Annotated in this window: 14 protein-coding genes; 6 read left to right on the top strand and 8 right to left on the bottom strand. The window is 39.5% G+C overall.

Translation table 11 applies throughout. From position 1 onward, the window contains the following. Nucleotides 1–331: 331 nt before the first annotated feature. The 4 genes from IV512_RS14370 (at nucleotide 332) to IV512_RS14355 (ending at nucleotide 6,310) form a co-directional block, all read left to right on the top strand. Entirely contained in the window at nucleotides 332–3,277 is a 2,946-nt protein-coding gene (locus tag IV512_RS14370; protein ID WP_209404544.1) for a TonB-dependent receptor domain-containing protein, read from the top strand. A gap of 32 nt (nucleotides 3,278–3,309) precedes the next feature. After that, nucleotides 3,310–3,807, top strand: coding sequence for a hypothetical protein (locus IV512_RS14365; protein WP_209404543.1), 498 nt, complete (start codon nucleotides 3,310–3,312; stop codon nucleotides 3,805–3,807). 36 nt (nucleotides 3,808–3,843) lie between these two features. Continuing rightward, nucleotides 3,844–5,031 (top strand): histidinol-phosphate transaminase, encoded by a 1,188-nt coding sequence (locus IV512_RS14360; RefSeq protein ID WP_209404541.1) that lies wholly within the window; start codon nucleotides 3,844–3,846, stop codon nucleotides 5,029–5,031. Between the two features lie 124 nt (nucleotides 5,032–5,155). After that, nucleotides 5,156–6,310 (top strand): permease, encoded by a 1,155-nt coding sequence (locus IV512_RS14355; RefSeq protein WP_209404540.1) that lies wholly within the window; start codon nucleotides 5,156–5,158, stop codon nucleotides 6,308–6,310. Between the two features lie 77 nt (nucleotides 6,311–6,387). Here the strand turns inward: IV512_RS14355 and IV512_RS14350 are convergent, their stop codons facing one another. From IV512_RS14350 to IV512_RS14340, 3 genes are all read right to left on the bottom strand, one after another. Then, on the bottom strand, nucleotides 6,388–6,726 hold the full coding sequence (locus tag IV512_RS14350; protein WP_100869237.1) for a hypothetical protein: 339 nt from the start codon (nucleotides 6,724–6,726) through the stop codon (nucleotides 6,388–6,390). A gap of 260 nt (nucleotides 6,727–6,986) precedes the next feature. Beyond that, a complete protein-coding gene (gene sucC, locus IV512_RS14345) occupies nucleotides 6,987–8,180 on the bottom strand; it encodes an ADP-forming succinate--CoA ligase subunit beta (protein ID WP_209404538.1) in 1,194 nt (397 codons plus the stop codon). 681 nt (nucleotides 8,181–8,861) lie between these two features. Next, nucleotides 8,862–9,500: an LON peptidase substrate-binding domain-containing protein gene (locus IV512_RS14340; protein ID WP_209404536.1), complete on the bottom strand. Its 639-nt coding sequence runs from the start codon at nucleotides 9,498–9,500 to the stop codon at nucleotides 8,862–8,864. A gap of 169 nt (nucleotides 9,501–9,669) precedes the next feature. Between IV512_RS14340 and lysA the strand changes: the two genes are divergently transcribed. Then, complete coding sequence (lysA, locus tag IV512_RS14335; protein WP_209404534.1) at nucleotides 9,670–10,911, top strand: diaminopimelate decarboxylase; 1,242 nt, start codon at nucleotides 9,670–9,672, stop codon at nucleotides 10,909–10,911. A 64-nt stretch (nucleotides 10,912–10,975) separates the two neighbouring features. Then, nucleotides 10,976–11,515, top strand: a complete 540-nt coding sequence (locus IV512_RS14330) for a thioredoxin family protein (protein WP_371743301.1) — start codon at nucleotides 10,976–10,978, stop codon at nucleotides 11,513–11,515. Between the two features lie 5 nt (nucleotides 11,516–11,520). On the opposite strand, the gene IV512_RS14325 is transcribed toward IV512_RS14330, so the two are convergent. The 5 genes from IV512_RS14325 to IV512_RS14305 form a co-directional block, all read right to left on the bottom strand. Continuing rightward, nucleotides 11,521–11,949, bottom strand: a complete 429-nt coding sequence (locus tag IV512_RS14325) for a hypothetical protein (RefSeq protein WP_209404532.1) — start codon at nucleotides 11,947–11,949, stop codon at nucleotides 11,521–11,523. 52 nt (nucleotides 11,950–12,001) lie between these two features. Further along, entirely contained in the window at nucleotides 12,002–13,474 is a 1,473-nt protein-coding gene (gene guaB, locus IV512_RS14320; RefSeq protein WP_209404530.1) for an IMP dehydrogenase, read from the bottom strand. Between the two features lie 162 nt (nucleotides 13,475–13,636). Then, nucleotides 13,637–14,095 (bottom strand): heme-binding domain-containing protein, encoded by a 459-nt coding sequence (locus IV512_RS14315; RefSeq protein WP_209404528.1) that lies wholly within the window; start codon nucleotides 14,093–14,095, stop codon nucleotides 13,637–13,639. 109 nt (nucleotides 14,096–14,204) lie between these two features. Further along, entirely contained in the window at nucleotides 14,205–16,676 is a 2,472-nt protein-coding gene (locus IV512_RS14310; RefSeq protein ID WP_209404632.1) for a TonB-dependent receptor domain-containing protein, read from the bottom strand. Further along, nucleotides 16,657–18,024 (bottom strand): HTTM domain-containing protein, encoded by a 1,368-nt coding sequence (locus IV512_RS14305; protein WP_209404526.1) that lies wholly within the window; start codon nucleotides 18,022–18,024, stop codon nucleotides 16,657–16,659. The genes IV512_RS14310 and IV512_RS14305 overlap by 20 nt, the downstream gene beginning before the upstream one ends. Between the last annotated feature and the right edge of the window lie 3 nt (nucleotides 18,025–18,027).

Below are 18,027 nucleotides of genomic sequence, written 5' to 3'. Positions count from 1 at the left end.
TTTTTCTTTTTTCCTATCGAATTAACAATTAATTAACTCAAGTATAATTTAATACTGTCGATTTATTAAAAAAAACCTGTTAAAAAAATTATACGGTAGATTATCATCAAATAAACCCAATAAACATAGGGTTTCTGAGCGTTTTCACATTTTTTTATATAAAAAACTACCCCTAATATTGTCTTGTTGTTATATCGGTAACACGAGACCAACAAAGTAAAGTATCCGGAACTTTTCTTTCACTTAATTTGACCCCCATGACATTCAATCTATGAATGAGGTGTGGTTGGGCAAATAACAATGTTTAGTATCAACCAAAACCTTGTATTATATGAAGAAAGCTCTATTACTGTCATTCTTATTTCTAACTATCTCCGCAGGGTATGCACAGGAGATAATGATAACCGGGACGGTTGTCGATGACCAAGGAGTAGTTTTACCCGGCAGCGATGTCATCATCAAAGGCACTACTAAAGGTACCACTACAAACTTTGATGGTGAATTTACGATTGACGCACCAGCTGACGCAATTTTGATTTTCTCATCATTGGGTTTTGCGTCAAAGGAAATAAACGTTGATGGCAAAAAACAAATCGATATTATTCTTGTTCCTGCAGCCGAACAATTGTTAGAAACCATTGTCATCGGCTCACGTAGACAGGGACGATCGAAATTAGACACCCCCGTACCTGTAGATGTAATCAACATTTCTCAAGAAGCCATTAACATGCCACAGCAAGACATTTCACAGATGCTAACGGCAGCAGCGCCATCCTTCACTGCTTTTACGAGTGGAGGTGGCGACCTTTCTTCTTTTGTGAGCCAACCTAGTCTAAGGGGGCTCGCCGCTAGCCAAATGCTTGTGCTCGTCAACGGTAAACGAAGGCACACCTCTGCAATTTTGGCCGGCAACCAAACCGGTACCCCAGGCCCTGGTGTAGACATGAGGTTTATTCCCTCGATTGGTGTAGACCGTATAGAAATACTTAGAGATGGGGCGTCAGCACAATATGGTTCCGATGCCATTGCCGGTGTAATAAATATGGTAATGAAAAAGGGTACCGGTGAATTCAAAGGAACTTTGACTGCCGGAGCTTACACCAACAAAATTGGCTATGATGAATCTGCACTTACCCCTGAAGAAAGAGAACTCAATAGGTCTATCGATGGCTGGGACGGGCAGAATTTTCAATTTGACGGTAATTACGGTATTGGGTTTGAAAACGGAGGATACTTTAATGCCTCTATAATGTTGGCCCAGTCGGAAAGGACCATACGACCTACCGTTTTATCACTTGACAGAGCCCCTCTTTATGATAATTTATACCTAACAAATGGCCGAACTACCGTAAACGGAAATCCGATAATAACCAACCCAGAATTAATTGCCGCGCAAGCAAGTGGCGATGCCAACCTAATTAGCTCTCTTCAAACTGTAGAGGGTTTAATGGCCGCAAGAGATATTGAACAAATTGATGTTTCTACCTATTCGGGCCTTCCGGCAAAAACAAATATGAGCTTAGCTTTTAACTTGGAGAGCCCGTTAACCGAAACTTCCGATTTCTATGCTTTTGGCGATATTGGTTATCAGTATTCCGATGCTTATAGCTGCTTTTTCAGAAGAGCTGCTCAATCAGACAGGGCCAGTTATGATTTATTCCCCAATGGTTTTCGCCCACAAATCTATAATGACCAGTATAACATTTCATTGGCAGCCGGCATCACAGGTATGATCGGAGACTATGATTTCGACCTGAGCAATACCTTCGGCACCAACTCTGCACAATATGGAATGTTCAATACTTGGAATGCCAGTATCGGTACAGGTTCGCCGACTGATATGAACCTCGGTACTCATAGTTTTTTACAAAACACCATCAATATGGATGCTTCTCATTTTTATGAAGACGTTCTTTCGGGACTAAACATAGCCTTTGGTGGTGAACTAAGATTCGAAAACTATATTATCGAAGCCGGACAGGAAGAAAGCTGGACAGCTGGAGATGCAGGGGTCATCACCGCGACAGAAGACAACCAATCGTTGATCGGACCGGATGGCTTTCCTCTAGAAGATTTGAATGGAAATCCGTACGTAGACGAACTTGGAAATCCGACAACATTGGAATATGCCGGAGTTAGTCAATTATTGGTTAAAAATTACGCCTTGAACTGCCAGTGTTTCCGAGGATTCGCACCCGAAAACGAAGGCAATAGCTGGAGGTCAGTAATGGCAGCCTATGTGGATATGGAGCTTGACCTGACCGAAGATTTTTTAATGTCAGGTGCGTTAAGGGTAGAAAACTACTCAGATTTTGGTAACGTACTGACCGGTAAATTGGCAGGTCGCTATGCAATCGGAGATAACTTTTCACTTCGAGGCTCTTTCAGTAGCGGATTCAGAGCACCCTCTTTACAAGAATTGAATTACTCGCACAGTTATACATTTTTTATCGATTTAGTGCCCTTTGACGGTACCTTATACCCAAACAATAGTTCTGCAGCCAGTGCTTTGGGCATCGGAGCCTTACAAGAAGAAAGATCTAGAAACTACAGCTTAGGTTTCACTACTAAAATTGGCAAGTTTGACTTAACTGTGGACGCTTACAAAATTGACATTTTCGACAGAATTTTTGAAACCGGAGAATTCGATTCTACCGACGCACCTGTGTTAGACCCAATAATCGGTAGCGGTTTGGCAAGTTTTAGGATCAACGGTGGTGATATAAGTACAAAAGGTATAGAGGCGGTAGTTAATTACAATACTAGATTAGGTGATAGTAAATTAGGTTTTGTTTTGGCAGGTACTTTCAGAGAAAACAAATTCGAAGATGTTAATCTTCCTGATCTCAACACTAACCTTACCGATGAAGAATTAACCGATAACTATGTCAGTCGTTCATTGATCGGTCAGTTCGAAACCGGTACGCCTAGCAGCAAAATTATCGGTACGGTCAACTATTCTATCGGTAAGTTCTCAGCTATGCTCAGAGGTACCAGATACGGGTCTGTACAAACTAGAGACAACAACCTAAGAACTTTAGTACCTGAAGGCATACAAGGCTACGCCGATCAGTACTTTACGCCCGAGTTCACTACCGATATAGGTCTAACTTACGAGTTTACTGATGCCTTAAGCTTAACAATTGGTGGCAACAATATTTTTAACGAGTATCCAGAAATATTAAGATACGAACTACGTGGATTTAATCTTTACTCTCAATACCAACAAGGTTCTGCAGGCGCCTATTATTTTGGAAGACTAACCATTAACTTGTAATTGAAGGTAACAGTAATATTAAAAAGAAGATTATGAAAACATATAGAGCAATTATCTTAATTCTTACGCTAACAATAGGCTTAACCTCTTGTGAACAAGAAAGATTAGAACCTGTATTAACAACTGCAGAAGGCGGTGGCACGCTCAATACATACATGGCGTACACTATCGAATCTACCGACCCTATGGGCTCCAATGTTTATGGCAGGGTGGTCTTTTACAAGACCACTTTAGACCAAACTTTGGTTCAGGTATCATTATACAATACCATTGATGAAATTATGCACCCCGCGATTATTCTTAGCGGTGCCGTCGGTGATGAAACGACCACAATGACAGAATTAGACGACATTGATGGGTCTACCGGCGAATTTTCATCTAGTAAATTCTTTGTGGTTACCGATGAATCATATTATGATTCTTTGGCCGACCTAGATGCCCATATTAATATATATCTGAGTTCTGCAGATGATACCATCGTGGCTTCTGGTGATATAGGCGCTAATGCAGAACCGGTCGAAACAAACTAAAAATTAGAACTTTTTTTAACTTAAATATATAGCACTATGGAAAAATTAAACAGAAGAGCATGGTTGAAGCGAGGCGCTTTAACTGCTGCTGGGGCAATGGTAATGCCTCAGCTTTCATTCGGGGAAACTCCTATGGCCAAATTGAAATTCGATTCACAGGGCAGAACCATTTACAGTCCGTTCTTCAAAGAATTCAACGCAGAATCATTTCCCGAAACCGGCAAGCTATTAGCGAAATTGAACGCGAACGAAAATCCTTATGGTCCATCTCCCATGGCCGTGAAAGCCTTTCAGGGCTCCACCAACCTTGGCAATCGATATGCTTGGAGAGAATTATTTGATTTGATGGACAAAATTGCCATCAAAGAGGGTGTGAAAATAGAAAATATTATGATGGGGCCCGGCTCTTCCGACTTATTGGAAAAAACAGCCATGGTCATGTTTGCAGAAGGGGGCAACGTAGTTTCTGCAGACCCTTCTTATATGTCATTGATTAAAGTAGCTCAGGCAACAGGCGCATCTTGGAAACCCGTACCATTAAAAGAAGACTGGTCTCACGATCTAAAAGCCATGGAGGCCGCTATTGATGACGACACTAAATTGGTCTACATCTGTAACCCCAATAACCCTACCGGTAGCATGACCGATCACGCAGAGTTGGTAGATTTCTGCTCTCGTGTTTCTGAAAAAGTACCCGTATTCGTAGATGAGGCCTATATGGGCTTTCTAGAAGATGGCGACGAGAAGAGTATGGTTTCTCTAGTCGCTGAGGGTAAAGATGTAATCATTGCCCGAACCTTCTCAAAAATTCATGGCATGGCTGGTTTACGAGTAGGTTATATCGCAGCACTAGAATCGACTTTAGATAAGATTCAAGATATTACAAGGGGCGGTATGGGTATTACCTACCCTTCCGTATATGCTGCTAGTGCTAGTATGGACGATGTTGAATTTCAGAACAAATCAAGAAAATTAAATGCCGAATGTAGAGAGTTTGTGTATGCGACCCTAGAGAAAATGGGGTATTCATATGTACCTTCTTCCACTAGTTTTATTTTGTTTCCCATAGAAATGGAAGGAAAGAAATTTCTTGAGAAAATGACTGCTGAGGGTGTAGGTGTGCGCGCGTTTGATATCATGGACAAGAATTGGTGCCGTGTAAGCATGGGCACTATGGAAGAGATGAAAATCTTCGCCTCTGCATTACAAAAAGTGCTCGTTTAAGTTAAGTTAGCCCATTGAGTCGGGTTTGCGTGAAATTGCCTTGATACGCTAAAATCCGACTCTCTATGGGTTATTTCTATTTGCACTTCAAATACAACTCGTACAACTTTAAAACATAAACCTTATGAACTTCGCGCTTCAAAACACCTTAGAACTTGTGCTGATCATAGGTCTTGGTCTGTTACTACAGAAAAAGATAGCCAAGCAAGATCTTAAGGGCGTTAAAACAATAATACTTAGTGTAGCCTTACCTGCCGTAATTTTCGTAGCCTTACTTAAAATCAAACTAGAAAGTTCGCTTTTAATATTTCCTTTACTGGCATTGACCTTTAACCTCATTATGCTGGTATCTTCAAAGTATCTCTTGGGCGCATCGCTACCTAAAGAACAAAAATCGAAGAGAAGAACCATAATGATGTTGCTACCCTCTTTAGCACCCGGTCTTTCCTGTTTTCCCTTTATAGTCGTTTACCTTGGTGACGACTCTTTGGCACTGGCCGCACTTGCAGATGTAGGCAACAAAATTTTCGGGCTTATACTACTTTATATGCTTGCTATGCATTGGTATCATAGACGAGCCTTAAAAGATGCTAAAGCATCAACCTCAAGTAAACTTAAAAGTTTAGCAATGTCACTATTAAAAGAACCTATCAATATGGTCATTATTGTTGGACTGGTTCTGTTGGCGTTGGGATTGAATATGGGATCATTACCTGTATTTTTACAAGGTACCATCGAGAAATTAAAAATTCTGATGACGCCGCTAGTACTCTTATTTATTGGTATGGCAGTACGGATAAAATCAGGTGAATTTGGCGTTATTCTATCTTTATTAGCTAGACGTGCAGGAATCACGTTCTTACTATCTGCGATATTTGTCCTTATATTTCCTGCGTTGACACCCGCCTTAATTCTACTCTTGGTCGTTTTCCCTCAAAGCTCTTGTAGTTTTTGGCCATTTGCCCACATGAGTGCTGTAAGCGCCCTAGAAGAAGGCGATGAACAAAAAAGCCCTACATTTGATATTAATTTTGCAGTTAATATTTTAGCTTGCTCTCTACCTTTTTCGACTATTTTAATAATCGGAATATTCTCCTTTAGCGAATTATTCGTAAACCCATACGTGTTATTGGCTGCCAGTGGCACTATGATAGGACTATCGTTTATACCTGCGATTTTCGCTAAACTAAAAAGCACTAAAGAAAGTGAGATTGAATCGGCCACCTTTGGCGAATATGTCGGTCTGAACACATCGCCACAACCTAGCGAAGATAGTTAGGTGATAGAATGTAGCAAATAAAAAAACCTCTGAAAGAATTGTTTCTTCAGAGGTTTTTCCACTTTAAATTGTAATTTTTACTCTTTCACCTCAATGGGTACTTTGTAAACCACACCTTGCTCAAAAGTACCTTTGGCCAATCTTTGAAAATCGACATTCTTTTTAATGAATTCGCTCAAAGCCGGACTTTCGGTTTCTATGGTAAGAATTCGTAAATAGTTACCTCTATCTACCGCCAAACGAACTTCGGCCTTATGCCCACGTATATCATCAGGAATATTAGGCACATCTAGCATTTTATAAACTTGAGATGCAACTGCTTTTGAAGGCACTACATCTATCTCATAATCGGCTGCTATGGCAAGGCCTGTATTTAACACAAGTGCTGCAATTAATGTATAAAAAATCTTTTTCATCTTTGGGATATTTATTTGGTTTCCATCTAATTATCGTTAAAGATAACACAATAAAAGGTCTCTAAATTACGGTTTTACCAAAATTTAACACCTTATAATATTAATAATTAAAAATAATGTAAAAATCTAACGAAAACGTAGTTTTTCAGTCGTTCTTGACTAAAACGTTTTCGTCCCATTTGAATATTTCAAAATTTTGAATGAAAAAAGGGCAATCTAAACGACTGCCCTTTTTTTATTTATCAATTTTCTGAACGCTTTTACGCCAATACTTCTTTGACTTTATCGGCAGCCTCTTGAAATTGAACCGCTGAATGAACGGCCAATCCTGAATTATCTATAATTTCTTTCGCCAGTTCAGCATTTGTACCCTGTAAACGAACGATGATAGGCACCTTTATGGCATCCCCCATATTCTTATAAGCATCAACAACACCTTGTGCAACTCGATCACATCTTACGATACCTCCAAAAATATTGATCAAAATCGCTTTTACCTCTGGGTCTTTAAGTATGATTCGGAAAGCCTCTTCTACTCTCTTCGCATCAGCCGTACCACCTACATCTAAAAAGTTAGCTGGTTCGCCCCCGGCCATTTTAATAAGATCCATTGTAGCCATTGCCAATCCGGCTCCGTTTACCATACATCCGACATTGCCATCTAAATCAACGTAGTTAAGACCAACTTCACGTGCTTCGACCTCGATTGGGTTTTCTTCGCGCAAATCGCGCATTTCTGCGTACTGTTTTCTACGGAAAAGGGCATTATCATCAATGGATACTTTGGCATCGACTGCCATTATCTTATCGTCGGAAGTCTTTAGTACTGGGTTGATTTCGAACATACTCGAATCACTTTCGACATACGCTTTATATAGTGAGGTAACGAATTTGGTCATTTCTTTGAATGCCGTACCCGATAAGCCTAAATTGAAGGCTATCTTACGTGCTTGAAAAGGCAATAAACCTGTTGCTGGGTCTATCTCTTCCGTAAATATTAAATGAGGTGTGCTCTCGGCAACTTCCTCAATATCCATACCTCCCTCAGTAGAATACATTACCATATTTCTACCTGTTCCCCTATTCAAAAGAACTGACATATAGAACTCGTCAGGTTCATTATCACCTGGGTAGTATACGTCTTCGGCCACTAAAACCTTATGTACCTTTTTACCTTCGGCAGATGTTTGCGGTGTGATAAGATTCATACCGATAATGTTACCTGCCAACTCTTCCACTTCTTTCAGGTTCTTGGCCAACTTAACTCCGCCACCTTTACCTCTACCCCCAGCATGAACTTGGGCCTTGATAACGTGCCATCCGGTGCCAGTCTCGGCAGTCAGTTGTTTGGCAGCCTCTACAGCCTCCTTTGCATTGTGGGCCACGATACCACGCTGAATGCGCACACCAAAACTGGCCAAAATTTCCTTTCCTTGATATTCGTGAAGATTCATATGTAAGGGTATATTTTAGGTTCAGCAGCAAAAATAGGTAACTGCTGGTTGATTTTCCAATTTAGAAGCTGCAAATTCAAAAAAAATATGGAGGTAAAAGGTCCTATGTCAAAGAGACTTTAAAATATCCTCACTGAACACATCGTCACAACTCACCTATCCTAAGGGAAACTGGTATGAAATTCAATTTTATAATAACCGTTTTTGAAATGGATTGCTCAATATGAAAGAATACATCATACTTGAAGTCCCGGCAAAATATTTTCTTGATGAAGTAACACATCTCATAGATGAAGTTATGTTGATCTAAGCATCAAAGAATCAAATCACTATAAATGGTAGAGAAAAAGTTAGTGTTCGGAAAGAATGGTATTGTAAATATTGAAGAGAAAGGAGCAGTACTCTTGAATTATGTTGCAGTTTGCAAATAGAAAAAAGAACTCTTCACACTCACTTGTACCTGTAATGCCAATTAATATACTAGACTAGTTGCGATAACCACTTCAGGACCCTATACAACTACCATAAATAATTTCAAAGAATAATATGTACCAAGGTGGGAAGAAAATTATTACCATGATTGACCTTGAGACTCTTTAAATCTTATAAAGAATGGGCAAGAATATATTTTTCAGATTGTAGTGACGTATTAGTAAAGTTAGAAAGTTAATTCTATAGGTCTCAGATTTCAAAATCCTTGAAATCCAAAGGGTCGAAATTTCTAAAGTCACCGTTCATATCAATAGTTTTTTTGGTTCGGTCGACCTCCGAAAGAACACCTATAGTACTTATGAGATGGGTTTTAATAAATGCCAAGCGTTCACTTTCTTTCGCCATTTGTAACAACTGATATTCTTGCTCGAATGACAGACCCATTTTATGAACTAACACGAAACTATTGAACTTTTCAACCGGTAACGGCGAAAAAGGTACATCCATCAGTTCATAAAGTTCATGTAACCTATCGAGTACTTCTTGCTTTAATTGCGGTTCGGCATCATTTTGATTATCTAAAAACTGAACTTCCCCCCCAGCATACAACTTGTCATCTATTCGATTGTTGAAACTGAGAATGCGAAAAACTTGTCGGGCCACACAGGTAACGTCCATTTCACCACTCTCATAAGTATTTACGATTTCGACCAGCTGCACCTCTGTACCATAAACCATATTATTATGGATGTAAACAGGAATACCAAAGGTGATAGCTTCCTTACGACAATCTTTGATCAATTCTTTATAACGTTCCTCAAAAATATGCAGGGGCACGGTTTCACCGGGGAAGAAGATAGATTGCAATGGAAAAAATGGCAGTTTCATCAGATCAAATTTTCGTCTAAAAATACAACTGAAAAAAATCTTTGGCAAATGTTAATTCAAATCCTTAAATGTTTTAAATATAACATTTTGTTTTATTTTTAAACTCTAAGCCTGATTTCTTGCCCATATCACTAGAAGAGTTTAATTTTGCCTAAAACTGCTAAGTACTATGAACAATGCCGATTTGCTCAAGATAGCAAAAACTTATGGAGATCCGGTTTATGTATATGATTCGGAAAAGATAATTTCTCAATTTCAACGTCTTACCGACGCTTTTAGCACAGTAAAGAAATTGAAACTGAACTACGCCGCGAAGGCGCTTTCGAATATTGCGATACTTAAATTGATGAACAGCTTAGGCAGCGGTCTAGATACCGTTTCTATACAAGAGGTTCAATTAGGTCTTCTGGCCGGTTTCAAGCCCGAATCTATAATTTTTACCCCTAATGGGGTATCGTTGGAAGAAATTGAAGAAGCTTCTAAACTGGGGGTTCGAATAAACATCGACAATCTTTCTATCTTAGAACAATTTGGTAGTAAGCACCCTGATATTCCGGTATGCATTCGCATTAATCCGCACGTAATGGCTGGAGGAAACTCAAAGATATCCGTAGGTCATATCGACTCTAAATTCGGAATCAGTATTCATCAAATTCCACACTTACTGCGCATAGTTGATGTTACCAAAATGAACATTAACGGTATACATATGCATACTGGTAGCGACATCTTAGATATCGATGTATTTCTATATGCATCTGAAATACTATTTGAAACCGCTAAGAACTTCAAAGATCTTGAATTCATCGATTTCGGTAGCGGTTTTAAAGTACCTTATAAAGATGGTGATATAGAAACCAATGTCGAAGAGCTAGGTAAAAAATTAGGTTCTCGATTCAACGAATTTTGTAAAGAATACGGTAGAGAACTGACACTGGCTTTCGAACCCGGTAAGTTTTTGGTCAGTGAAGCCGGTAATTTTTTAGCAAAGGTTAACGTTGTAAAACAAACCACCTCAACGGTCTTTGCCAGTATCGACTCTGGATTCAACCATATGATAAGACCTATGTTTTACGGGTCATCACACCGAATTGTAAATATTTCAAATCCGCAGGGTAGAGAACGCTATTATTCCGTAGTCGGTTATATATGTGAAACCGATACTTTTGCCAGCAATCGAAGGATCAATGAGATTTCTGAAGGAGATATTCTTTGTTTTAAAAATGCGGGCGCCTATTGCTTCACTATGGCCAGCAATTACAATTCTAGATTTAGACCACCTGAAGTACTTTGGCACGAAGGAAAAGCGATTCTGATACGTGAGCGAGAGTCATTTGACGACCTCATCAAACACCAGGTAGATGTTAAAGACCTTTTCGCACCTAAAAAGGAAAAGGCAACTGCAAAATAAAAAGCTATTATTTTTCGTTAGCTTTGGTATAATTGTTGGTCCAATGGTACCAAAGCTAACGAATATGATGAAGACATCTATAACTACCCTATCTCACAGCGCCTTAACATTAATTTTATTTCTTAGCATTATATGTGTTGCCAATGCTCAAGAAGTTGAATGGTTAAGCTGGGATGAGGCTACCGAGTTGGCCACTACAGAAGAAAATCCGAAGAAAATTTTTGTTGATGTTTACACCGACTGGTGTGGCTGGTGCAAAAAAATGGATAAGGATACCTTTCAAAACTCTGAAGTAGCGGCGTATATGACCGACAACTTCTATATGGTAAAATTAGATGGCGAAGGCAAAGAACCCATTGAGTTCAAGGGAAAGACCTATAAATTCGTGCCTTCGGGCAGAAAAGGCTATCACGAATTGGCCGCCGCTCTTTTGCAAGGCAGGTTAAGCTACCCGACCACTATATTTTTAGATGAGCAAATGAATATGCTTTCACCCGTACCCGGATATCAAAAACCAAAACCTTTTCTGAATATTGCACGATATTTCGGTGATAATATTTACAAGGATAAGGATTGGGAAGCCTACTCAGGAAAGGGGAAATAGTATAACTAATTTTTCCGATATATCTGGGCACTACCCTCACCGTTATATGCCAATATCAATGAACTTTTCTCAATGTGGAGGTATACCACACGATTTTCAAATTCACAATCTTTAAACACTAAGTAGCCATCAAGAGTAGACTGTGTTCTTATAGTATCGTTAATTACATAAGCCCCCGTAGTATTCTCTTCTGTAGAAGTGTCATTATAACATAAATTTCCATTTGACTTGAAAGTACCATCCTCAAAAAACTTAATTTGTTTTTCACTATCTACCTTTTCAAAACCACGACTACTTCCATCGCCAGGCCTTCGCTCGACCAAAAGCCATGTGCCCTTTAATTCCGGATTTTCCAAGTCCACTTCATCGTCATTATCCGAACACGAAACAACAAGAAGAAGCAATGAGAAAATAACAGTATTCAGCTTTTTCATAATACTCCTTTATTATTTAGATGTAAGTTCGATAATTAGGTTGCGTTAAAATCTACCTACTATAATTTGGCGACTCTTTGGTGATGGTAACATCATGTGGGTGACTTTCAGCAATACCGCTTGAAGTAATCTTAACGAACTTTCCTTTTTCTTTTAAGTCTTCAATATCTTTCGCTCCACAATAACCCATTCCGGCACGTAATCCACCTATAAACTGGTGAATACTTTCATAAAGTTCACCTTTATACGGTACACGACCCACAATGCCTTCAGGCACCAGTTTTTTGATATCGTCTTCCACATCTTGAAAGTAACGATCCTTGCTGCCCTCTTTCATAGCTTCAACTGATCCCATGCCACGATACGACTTGAATTTTCGGCCTTCATAAATAATCGTTTCCCCGGGAGATTCTTTGGTACCTGCCAGAAGTGATCCTAACATGACCGTATCTGCACCTGCAGCAATCGCTTTAGGGATATCACCTGTATATCTAATACCACCGTCTGCAATTACAGGAACTCCTGTTCCTTTTATGGCCGAAGCGACTTCAAGAACAGCTGAAAATTGTGGAAACCCAACACCGGCAACTACTCTGGTTGTACAGATTGAACCAGGCCCTATACCTACTTTAACAGCATCAGCGCCTGCCTCGACCAAATATTTGGCGGCCTCGGCCGTCGCAATATTCCCTACTATAACTTCAAGATCAGGGAATTTTTTCTTTACTTCTTTCAGTACGTTGACAACCCCCCTAGTATGGCCATGTGCAGTATCGATAACAACTGCATCTACCCCAGCTTCAACCAAGGCTTCTGCCCTATCGACGGCATCGGGCGTTACCCCAATAGCAGCGGCGACACGTAATCGGCCGTATTGATCTTTATTGGCACTTGGCTTTAGGGTCAACTTCGTAATATCCCTAAAAGTTATGAGTCCGACCAACGTATAATCCTTATCCACGACAGGAAGCTTTTCAATCTTATTCTCTTGAAGAATATCTTCAGCTTGCTCCAAGGAAGTTCCTTCACCTACAGTAACCAAGTTCTCAGAGGTCATAACTTCGGAAATAGGCCTTTCATTGTTTTTTTCAAACCGCAGATCACGATTGGTTACAATACCCAAAAGTTTGCCCTGATCATCGACGATAGGAATACCCCCTATACTAAATTCTTTCATGCTAGCCTTCGCATCTTTGACCTTACTGTCTAAGGGCAAAGTAACCGGATCCATAATCATACCACTCTCCGCTCGCTTCACCTTGCGTACTTTCACGGCTTGCTGGTCGATAGTCATATTCTTATGCAACACCCCGATACCCCCTTCTTGGGCAATGGCGATGGCCATTCTTGATTCCGTAACCGTATCCATAGCAGCCGATACAACTGGTACATTGATGGTGATGTTACGAGTAAATTTTGTTTGAATGTTCACTTCTCTAGGAAGCACTTCGGAATAGGAAGGTACTAGCAGTACATCGTCATAAGTAAGACCTTCTCCGAGTATTTTGTTAAGGTGGGCTTGCATAGCAATTAAGGATTTAATTGCGTGCAAATGTAGTGAATTTAATTGGTAATTTGACTTGTATCGAAGACAGCTTTAAGCCTAACAAGAAAAGCTTTCGAAAACCCATCTTGCATGGCCACTACTCCTATGAAAATAAGTATAGTATTATAATATGGCAAGAAGCTATTTATCAGTATACGTTAGATGAGCCTTTCGGGCCCAATCAATCACTGCACTTTTCTGATTTTCGGTCAATGAGCCGCCGTGTAACCATGTATATTCGGTCAATGGCATTTCACCTTCCTCTACCTCTTCGATAAGTTCATCTAACTTATGAGCTTTCTTCTTTTTATCATAAGAATCCCAAGCGGAGACATTAAAGTGTTCATTACCTTCTTCTACATGATTCGAAATCCATAAAGAAATAGGAGATACACTAGCATACCAGGGATATGTTGTCTTATCACTATGACAATCGTAACAGGTGTTTTCAAGAATGGTTAAAACTTCAGAAGAAGGCTTGGTTTCCTTTTCAAAAGAAGCTACGTCCCTTACCTCGGAATTATTCCTTTCCGGACGATAAAATTGTAGGGCTATCAAAACAATCAATAAGAGAATAAAAACCTTTCTATATTTTTTCATGGTTTTACGAAGTTTAGTAATGTTACTAAATGTAGAAAAACATTTTTTGATAACTATACTTCGACTTATTTTCTCTAAAAAATACTTCTTTTAACAGATTAAACTTCAATCACAATTTTAACTGTAGCGTGGTATAAAATGTTCGTGGATCGGCCGGTATAATTCCGGGACCAGGGTAGCCTGTGGCTCTTCTGGTGAAGTAGCTGTTGTTCAAGACGTTGTTGATACCTGCCTCTAACTTCCATTTTTTATAAGTGTATGATAGAGCTAAGTCTAAAATATCATAGGCCGGTATTGCCCCCTCAATACCCCTTTGATTATCGTTGACATCTTGCGGCGCGTTGGTTGCATCGGTGAATTGTTGACCAAAATAAGTGTACTGAAGACTTCCTAGCAAATTATGATAGCCAAAGTTCAAACCGGTTTTCAGATTAACCTCTGGAATAAATTCTACCTTTTTACCCTCTACATTATTTCTCTCGCTTGAGACATATTCAGAAGATGTCAATGCCAGATTTACAAAATAATTTAAGCGTATTTTTTCCATTTCAGGAAGAAAAGTTTCTTTCATACTCCAATCTGCGAAACTTTCAAGACCGTACATAAAAGCGTTTCCAATATTTCCCCTGAATCGAACCAAGCCTCCGGTTTCTATTTCGTTTCCATTTTCATCCACTCTAGTGGCAGCTTTTAAAATTTCACCCAAGCGATTATTATAGTGCAATGCAAAAGCACTCACATCAAAAGATAATATATTTTTGACCCTTCCCCGAACACCAATATCCGCGGTATAGCCGTCCTCATCAGTTATATTCTGGTCCACTTGAAAAGTGGGATTGACAACTCGAATATCGCTAAAGGTTACCGATCGGTAATTCTGCGAAATATTCGCGTACAACTCGGTTTCAGAGTTTATGCCATAAGTGGCACCCAGACCTAAAAGAACAAAAGTACGCTCAAAGGTTCTATTATCTTGAATTTCTTCATTCAACAAAGGATTACCGGCCAAATCTAAACTTACAAACCTGTACGACCCTTCACTTTCGGTTTTTATATGTTCTAGTCTGAAACCTGGTGTAATACTTATTTTCTTGTTGAGATTAAACACGTTTTCGCCAAAAAAAGCCAGGTTCAGATTAGGAAAATCAAACTGAGACTGCCTTTCATAATTAGGATATTCATCATCAGCAAAGCTAAAATCAGCATCAAAGGCCATCGTACCTGAACCCTGCCTTTGGTCATTATATGTCTTGTAAAATTTGGCACCTAAAAGTAAAGCTGATTCCTCTCCCAATAAATCATACCTCGACAAAACTCGGGCTTCCGCCCCCCAATTGGTAAAATTATCGACCAATAATTCCCGTGGTTCTTCTAGGTCATCGGGTTGCGAAACGCGATTAGTTCTGAAGCCCAGCGCTTTTCGTGAAGCATCTAGACCAAAAAGGTTGAAGCTGAAATCTGTTTTAGTGCTGAACCCATGATCTATTCGGAGTGAATAAAGCTTCCAATCGACTTCAAACCAGTTACGCTCACGATTACTAAAATTAGGGTCTTCTAAAAACTGCACATCGGTAAGCCCCCCAGGTTGATGTGCCAAGTATTTTAAAAATGTAGTTTCTAAAGTTACCTTGGTGCGGTCTGAAAATTCATACCCCAAACGGGCAAAATAATTTTTACTGTCAAACTCTGAATTCGGCCTAAAGCCATCGCCTTGTTTGTAATTAAAATAGGTGTAGTAACTGAATTTACCAACTGTGCCCCCTAAACTATTGAAACTGGTAAAAAGATTGTTCGAACCCAGAGTTTGTCTCGTGACCAGTTCAATCTTCTTGTTCGGATCCGGTTTTCGAAACTTAAAATTGATCAAGCCCCCGAATTGGGTACCGTATTGCAAAGAAGCCGCCCCACGAACCACCTGAATTTCTTCTAAAGCTTCTGCCGGGGGAGTGTAATAACTCTCCGGATATCCCAATACATCTGCACTTATATCATAACCGTTCTGTCGCGTATTGAAATTAGCGGTTCGATTGGGGTCGAGACCCCTACCCCCTATATTCAATTGTAACCCTGCATCACCATTATCATATATATTCAGGCCAACGACTTGACCATAGACCTGCCTAGCATTGTTTGCAGCAAGATTACCTGTAATACCATCCAATTGAATTACCTCACTTTTTTTACCAGCGTAGATTGCCGTACCCTCAACTTTTTTCAATTGTTTTAAGGCAAATATTCGCTCACGTCTCTGGGTCAAAACCACCTCAGAAAGTTCTTCTGCCCGTAGCGGTTCCAGCTTAATATTGAGTGTAAATTGCGTATCGAAAGTAAGTTCTTTTTCAAAGACTTCATACTCGAAAGCAAAAACCACTACCGTAAATTTTCCGCCAGAGAGGTGCTTAAACTCAAAAGTTCCATCAGCACCGGTTGTTCTTATTAGTTTTGCTTCTTTGAGGTATATTTCCGCATCTGCCACGGGCCGATCTTCATAACCTGTTACCTTTCCCTTAATGGATACTTGACCCCAGACCGAAGATAGACTGAGCAACAATACTAAAATGCTATAAACCTGTAATCTCATCATTGAAAGGAAGTATCCAATTTTTATGTTGAAATGATTCTTTTTCTTGGGTCAAGTCGATTTTTGAATCGATATACGGAGTACTTAATCTACCGTTGAGACTCACGTAACTATCCACATAAACTGCCACTTTTTTATGCCCGTCTTTTTCAAAATTCTGTTTCAGAAAATGGGCATACTCCAAGATGAAGTCCGGTTGAAAAGCCATTTGTTTTTCCTGAAAAGTGGTCAAGAAATCTGAATTATCTACATAGAACCATTTACCCGATTCTGTATCGACTACTTTGAATTGAGCGTATCCCGATTTTTCTATCAACATTACTCGCCAAGAAAACCGATAACCTTCTTCCGTCCAAAACAATTCATCGGGGTAGGCCAAATAACGAAAGGGGAGACATAGCTGTATCAAGAAAAAAAGCGCTAAAATAGCTGTTTTGAAGGAAAATCTCCTTGTTTTCTTATCCACAAGTACACGAGAGTTATCAAAACGCTGTATTCCTACCTTGAACCATTTATCCAATCTTTTCAATAATTTATGATGGAAGGAAGCATCAAAAAATATCAAGGTGGATACAATCATGATATAAGGAAACATTCCAATAGGGAACAATACCCTGGTCAGTAGGTGAAAAATAACAACGGCTGCAAAGGCGTACGGCCGAGTTCTTTTGTTCAATAGAAAAAAGGGAATGGTCAAATCATAAAGGGCTCCTACCCAACTAAAAAAATAAGGTGTCCAATCTAAATGCATCATATTGCCCAAAAGGGGAATATCAAATTTAGATGGCAACCAAATTTTAAGGGGCATAGCCTCGATTAGCCAATCAGAATTCAATTTTGACAACCCTGCGTATACATACACGATACCCAATAAAAGTTTGATGCTGTTCACCGTCCAAACCGGAATTTTCTGAAATGCATTTTCCGAATTTCTAAGAGCATCTATGGAGTAATAGGCGTTGGCCGGCAGAAATATCATCAAAAATGCCAAAAGGCTCGTAAAGTAATAATGATTGAGGTACGTGGTCTTATCCATTAACTCAATGTACGTGAAACTTAAAAAGAATAGTATACTGGCCAGACGATACCTGTAACCTAAGACCACCATTATGGAGGATATGGCACAGAGCAAAAAAATGAAGTAAGTAAAACTTCCAAGGGGTTTAACCCATTCAAAACCGTAATATGAAAAGAAAAACTTGGGCTGAATGTAGAGTTTATCAACCCAACCGTAAGCCACAAAACGTAGCAGACCCAGCAACATCATTAAACCAAAGAAAATACGAAAGACCGCCAAAGGGGCGGCCTCAACAGCTCTAGTTAAGCAATTTTCTTTGTTCAGGGTCATTTC

Origin of the sequence: Pseudozobellia sp. WGM2 (assembly GCF_017810075.1) — a bacterium.
Taxonomy (GTDB): Bacteria; Bacteroidota; Bacteroidia; order Flavobacteriales; family Flavobacteriaceae; genus JADNYK01.
This window is presented reverse-complemented; position numbering and strand designations above follow the sequence as displayed.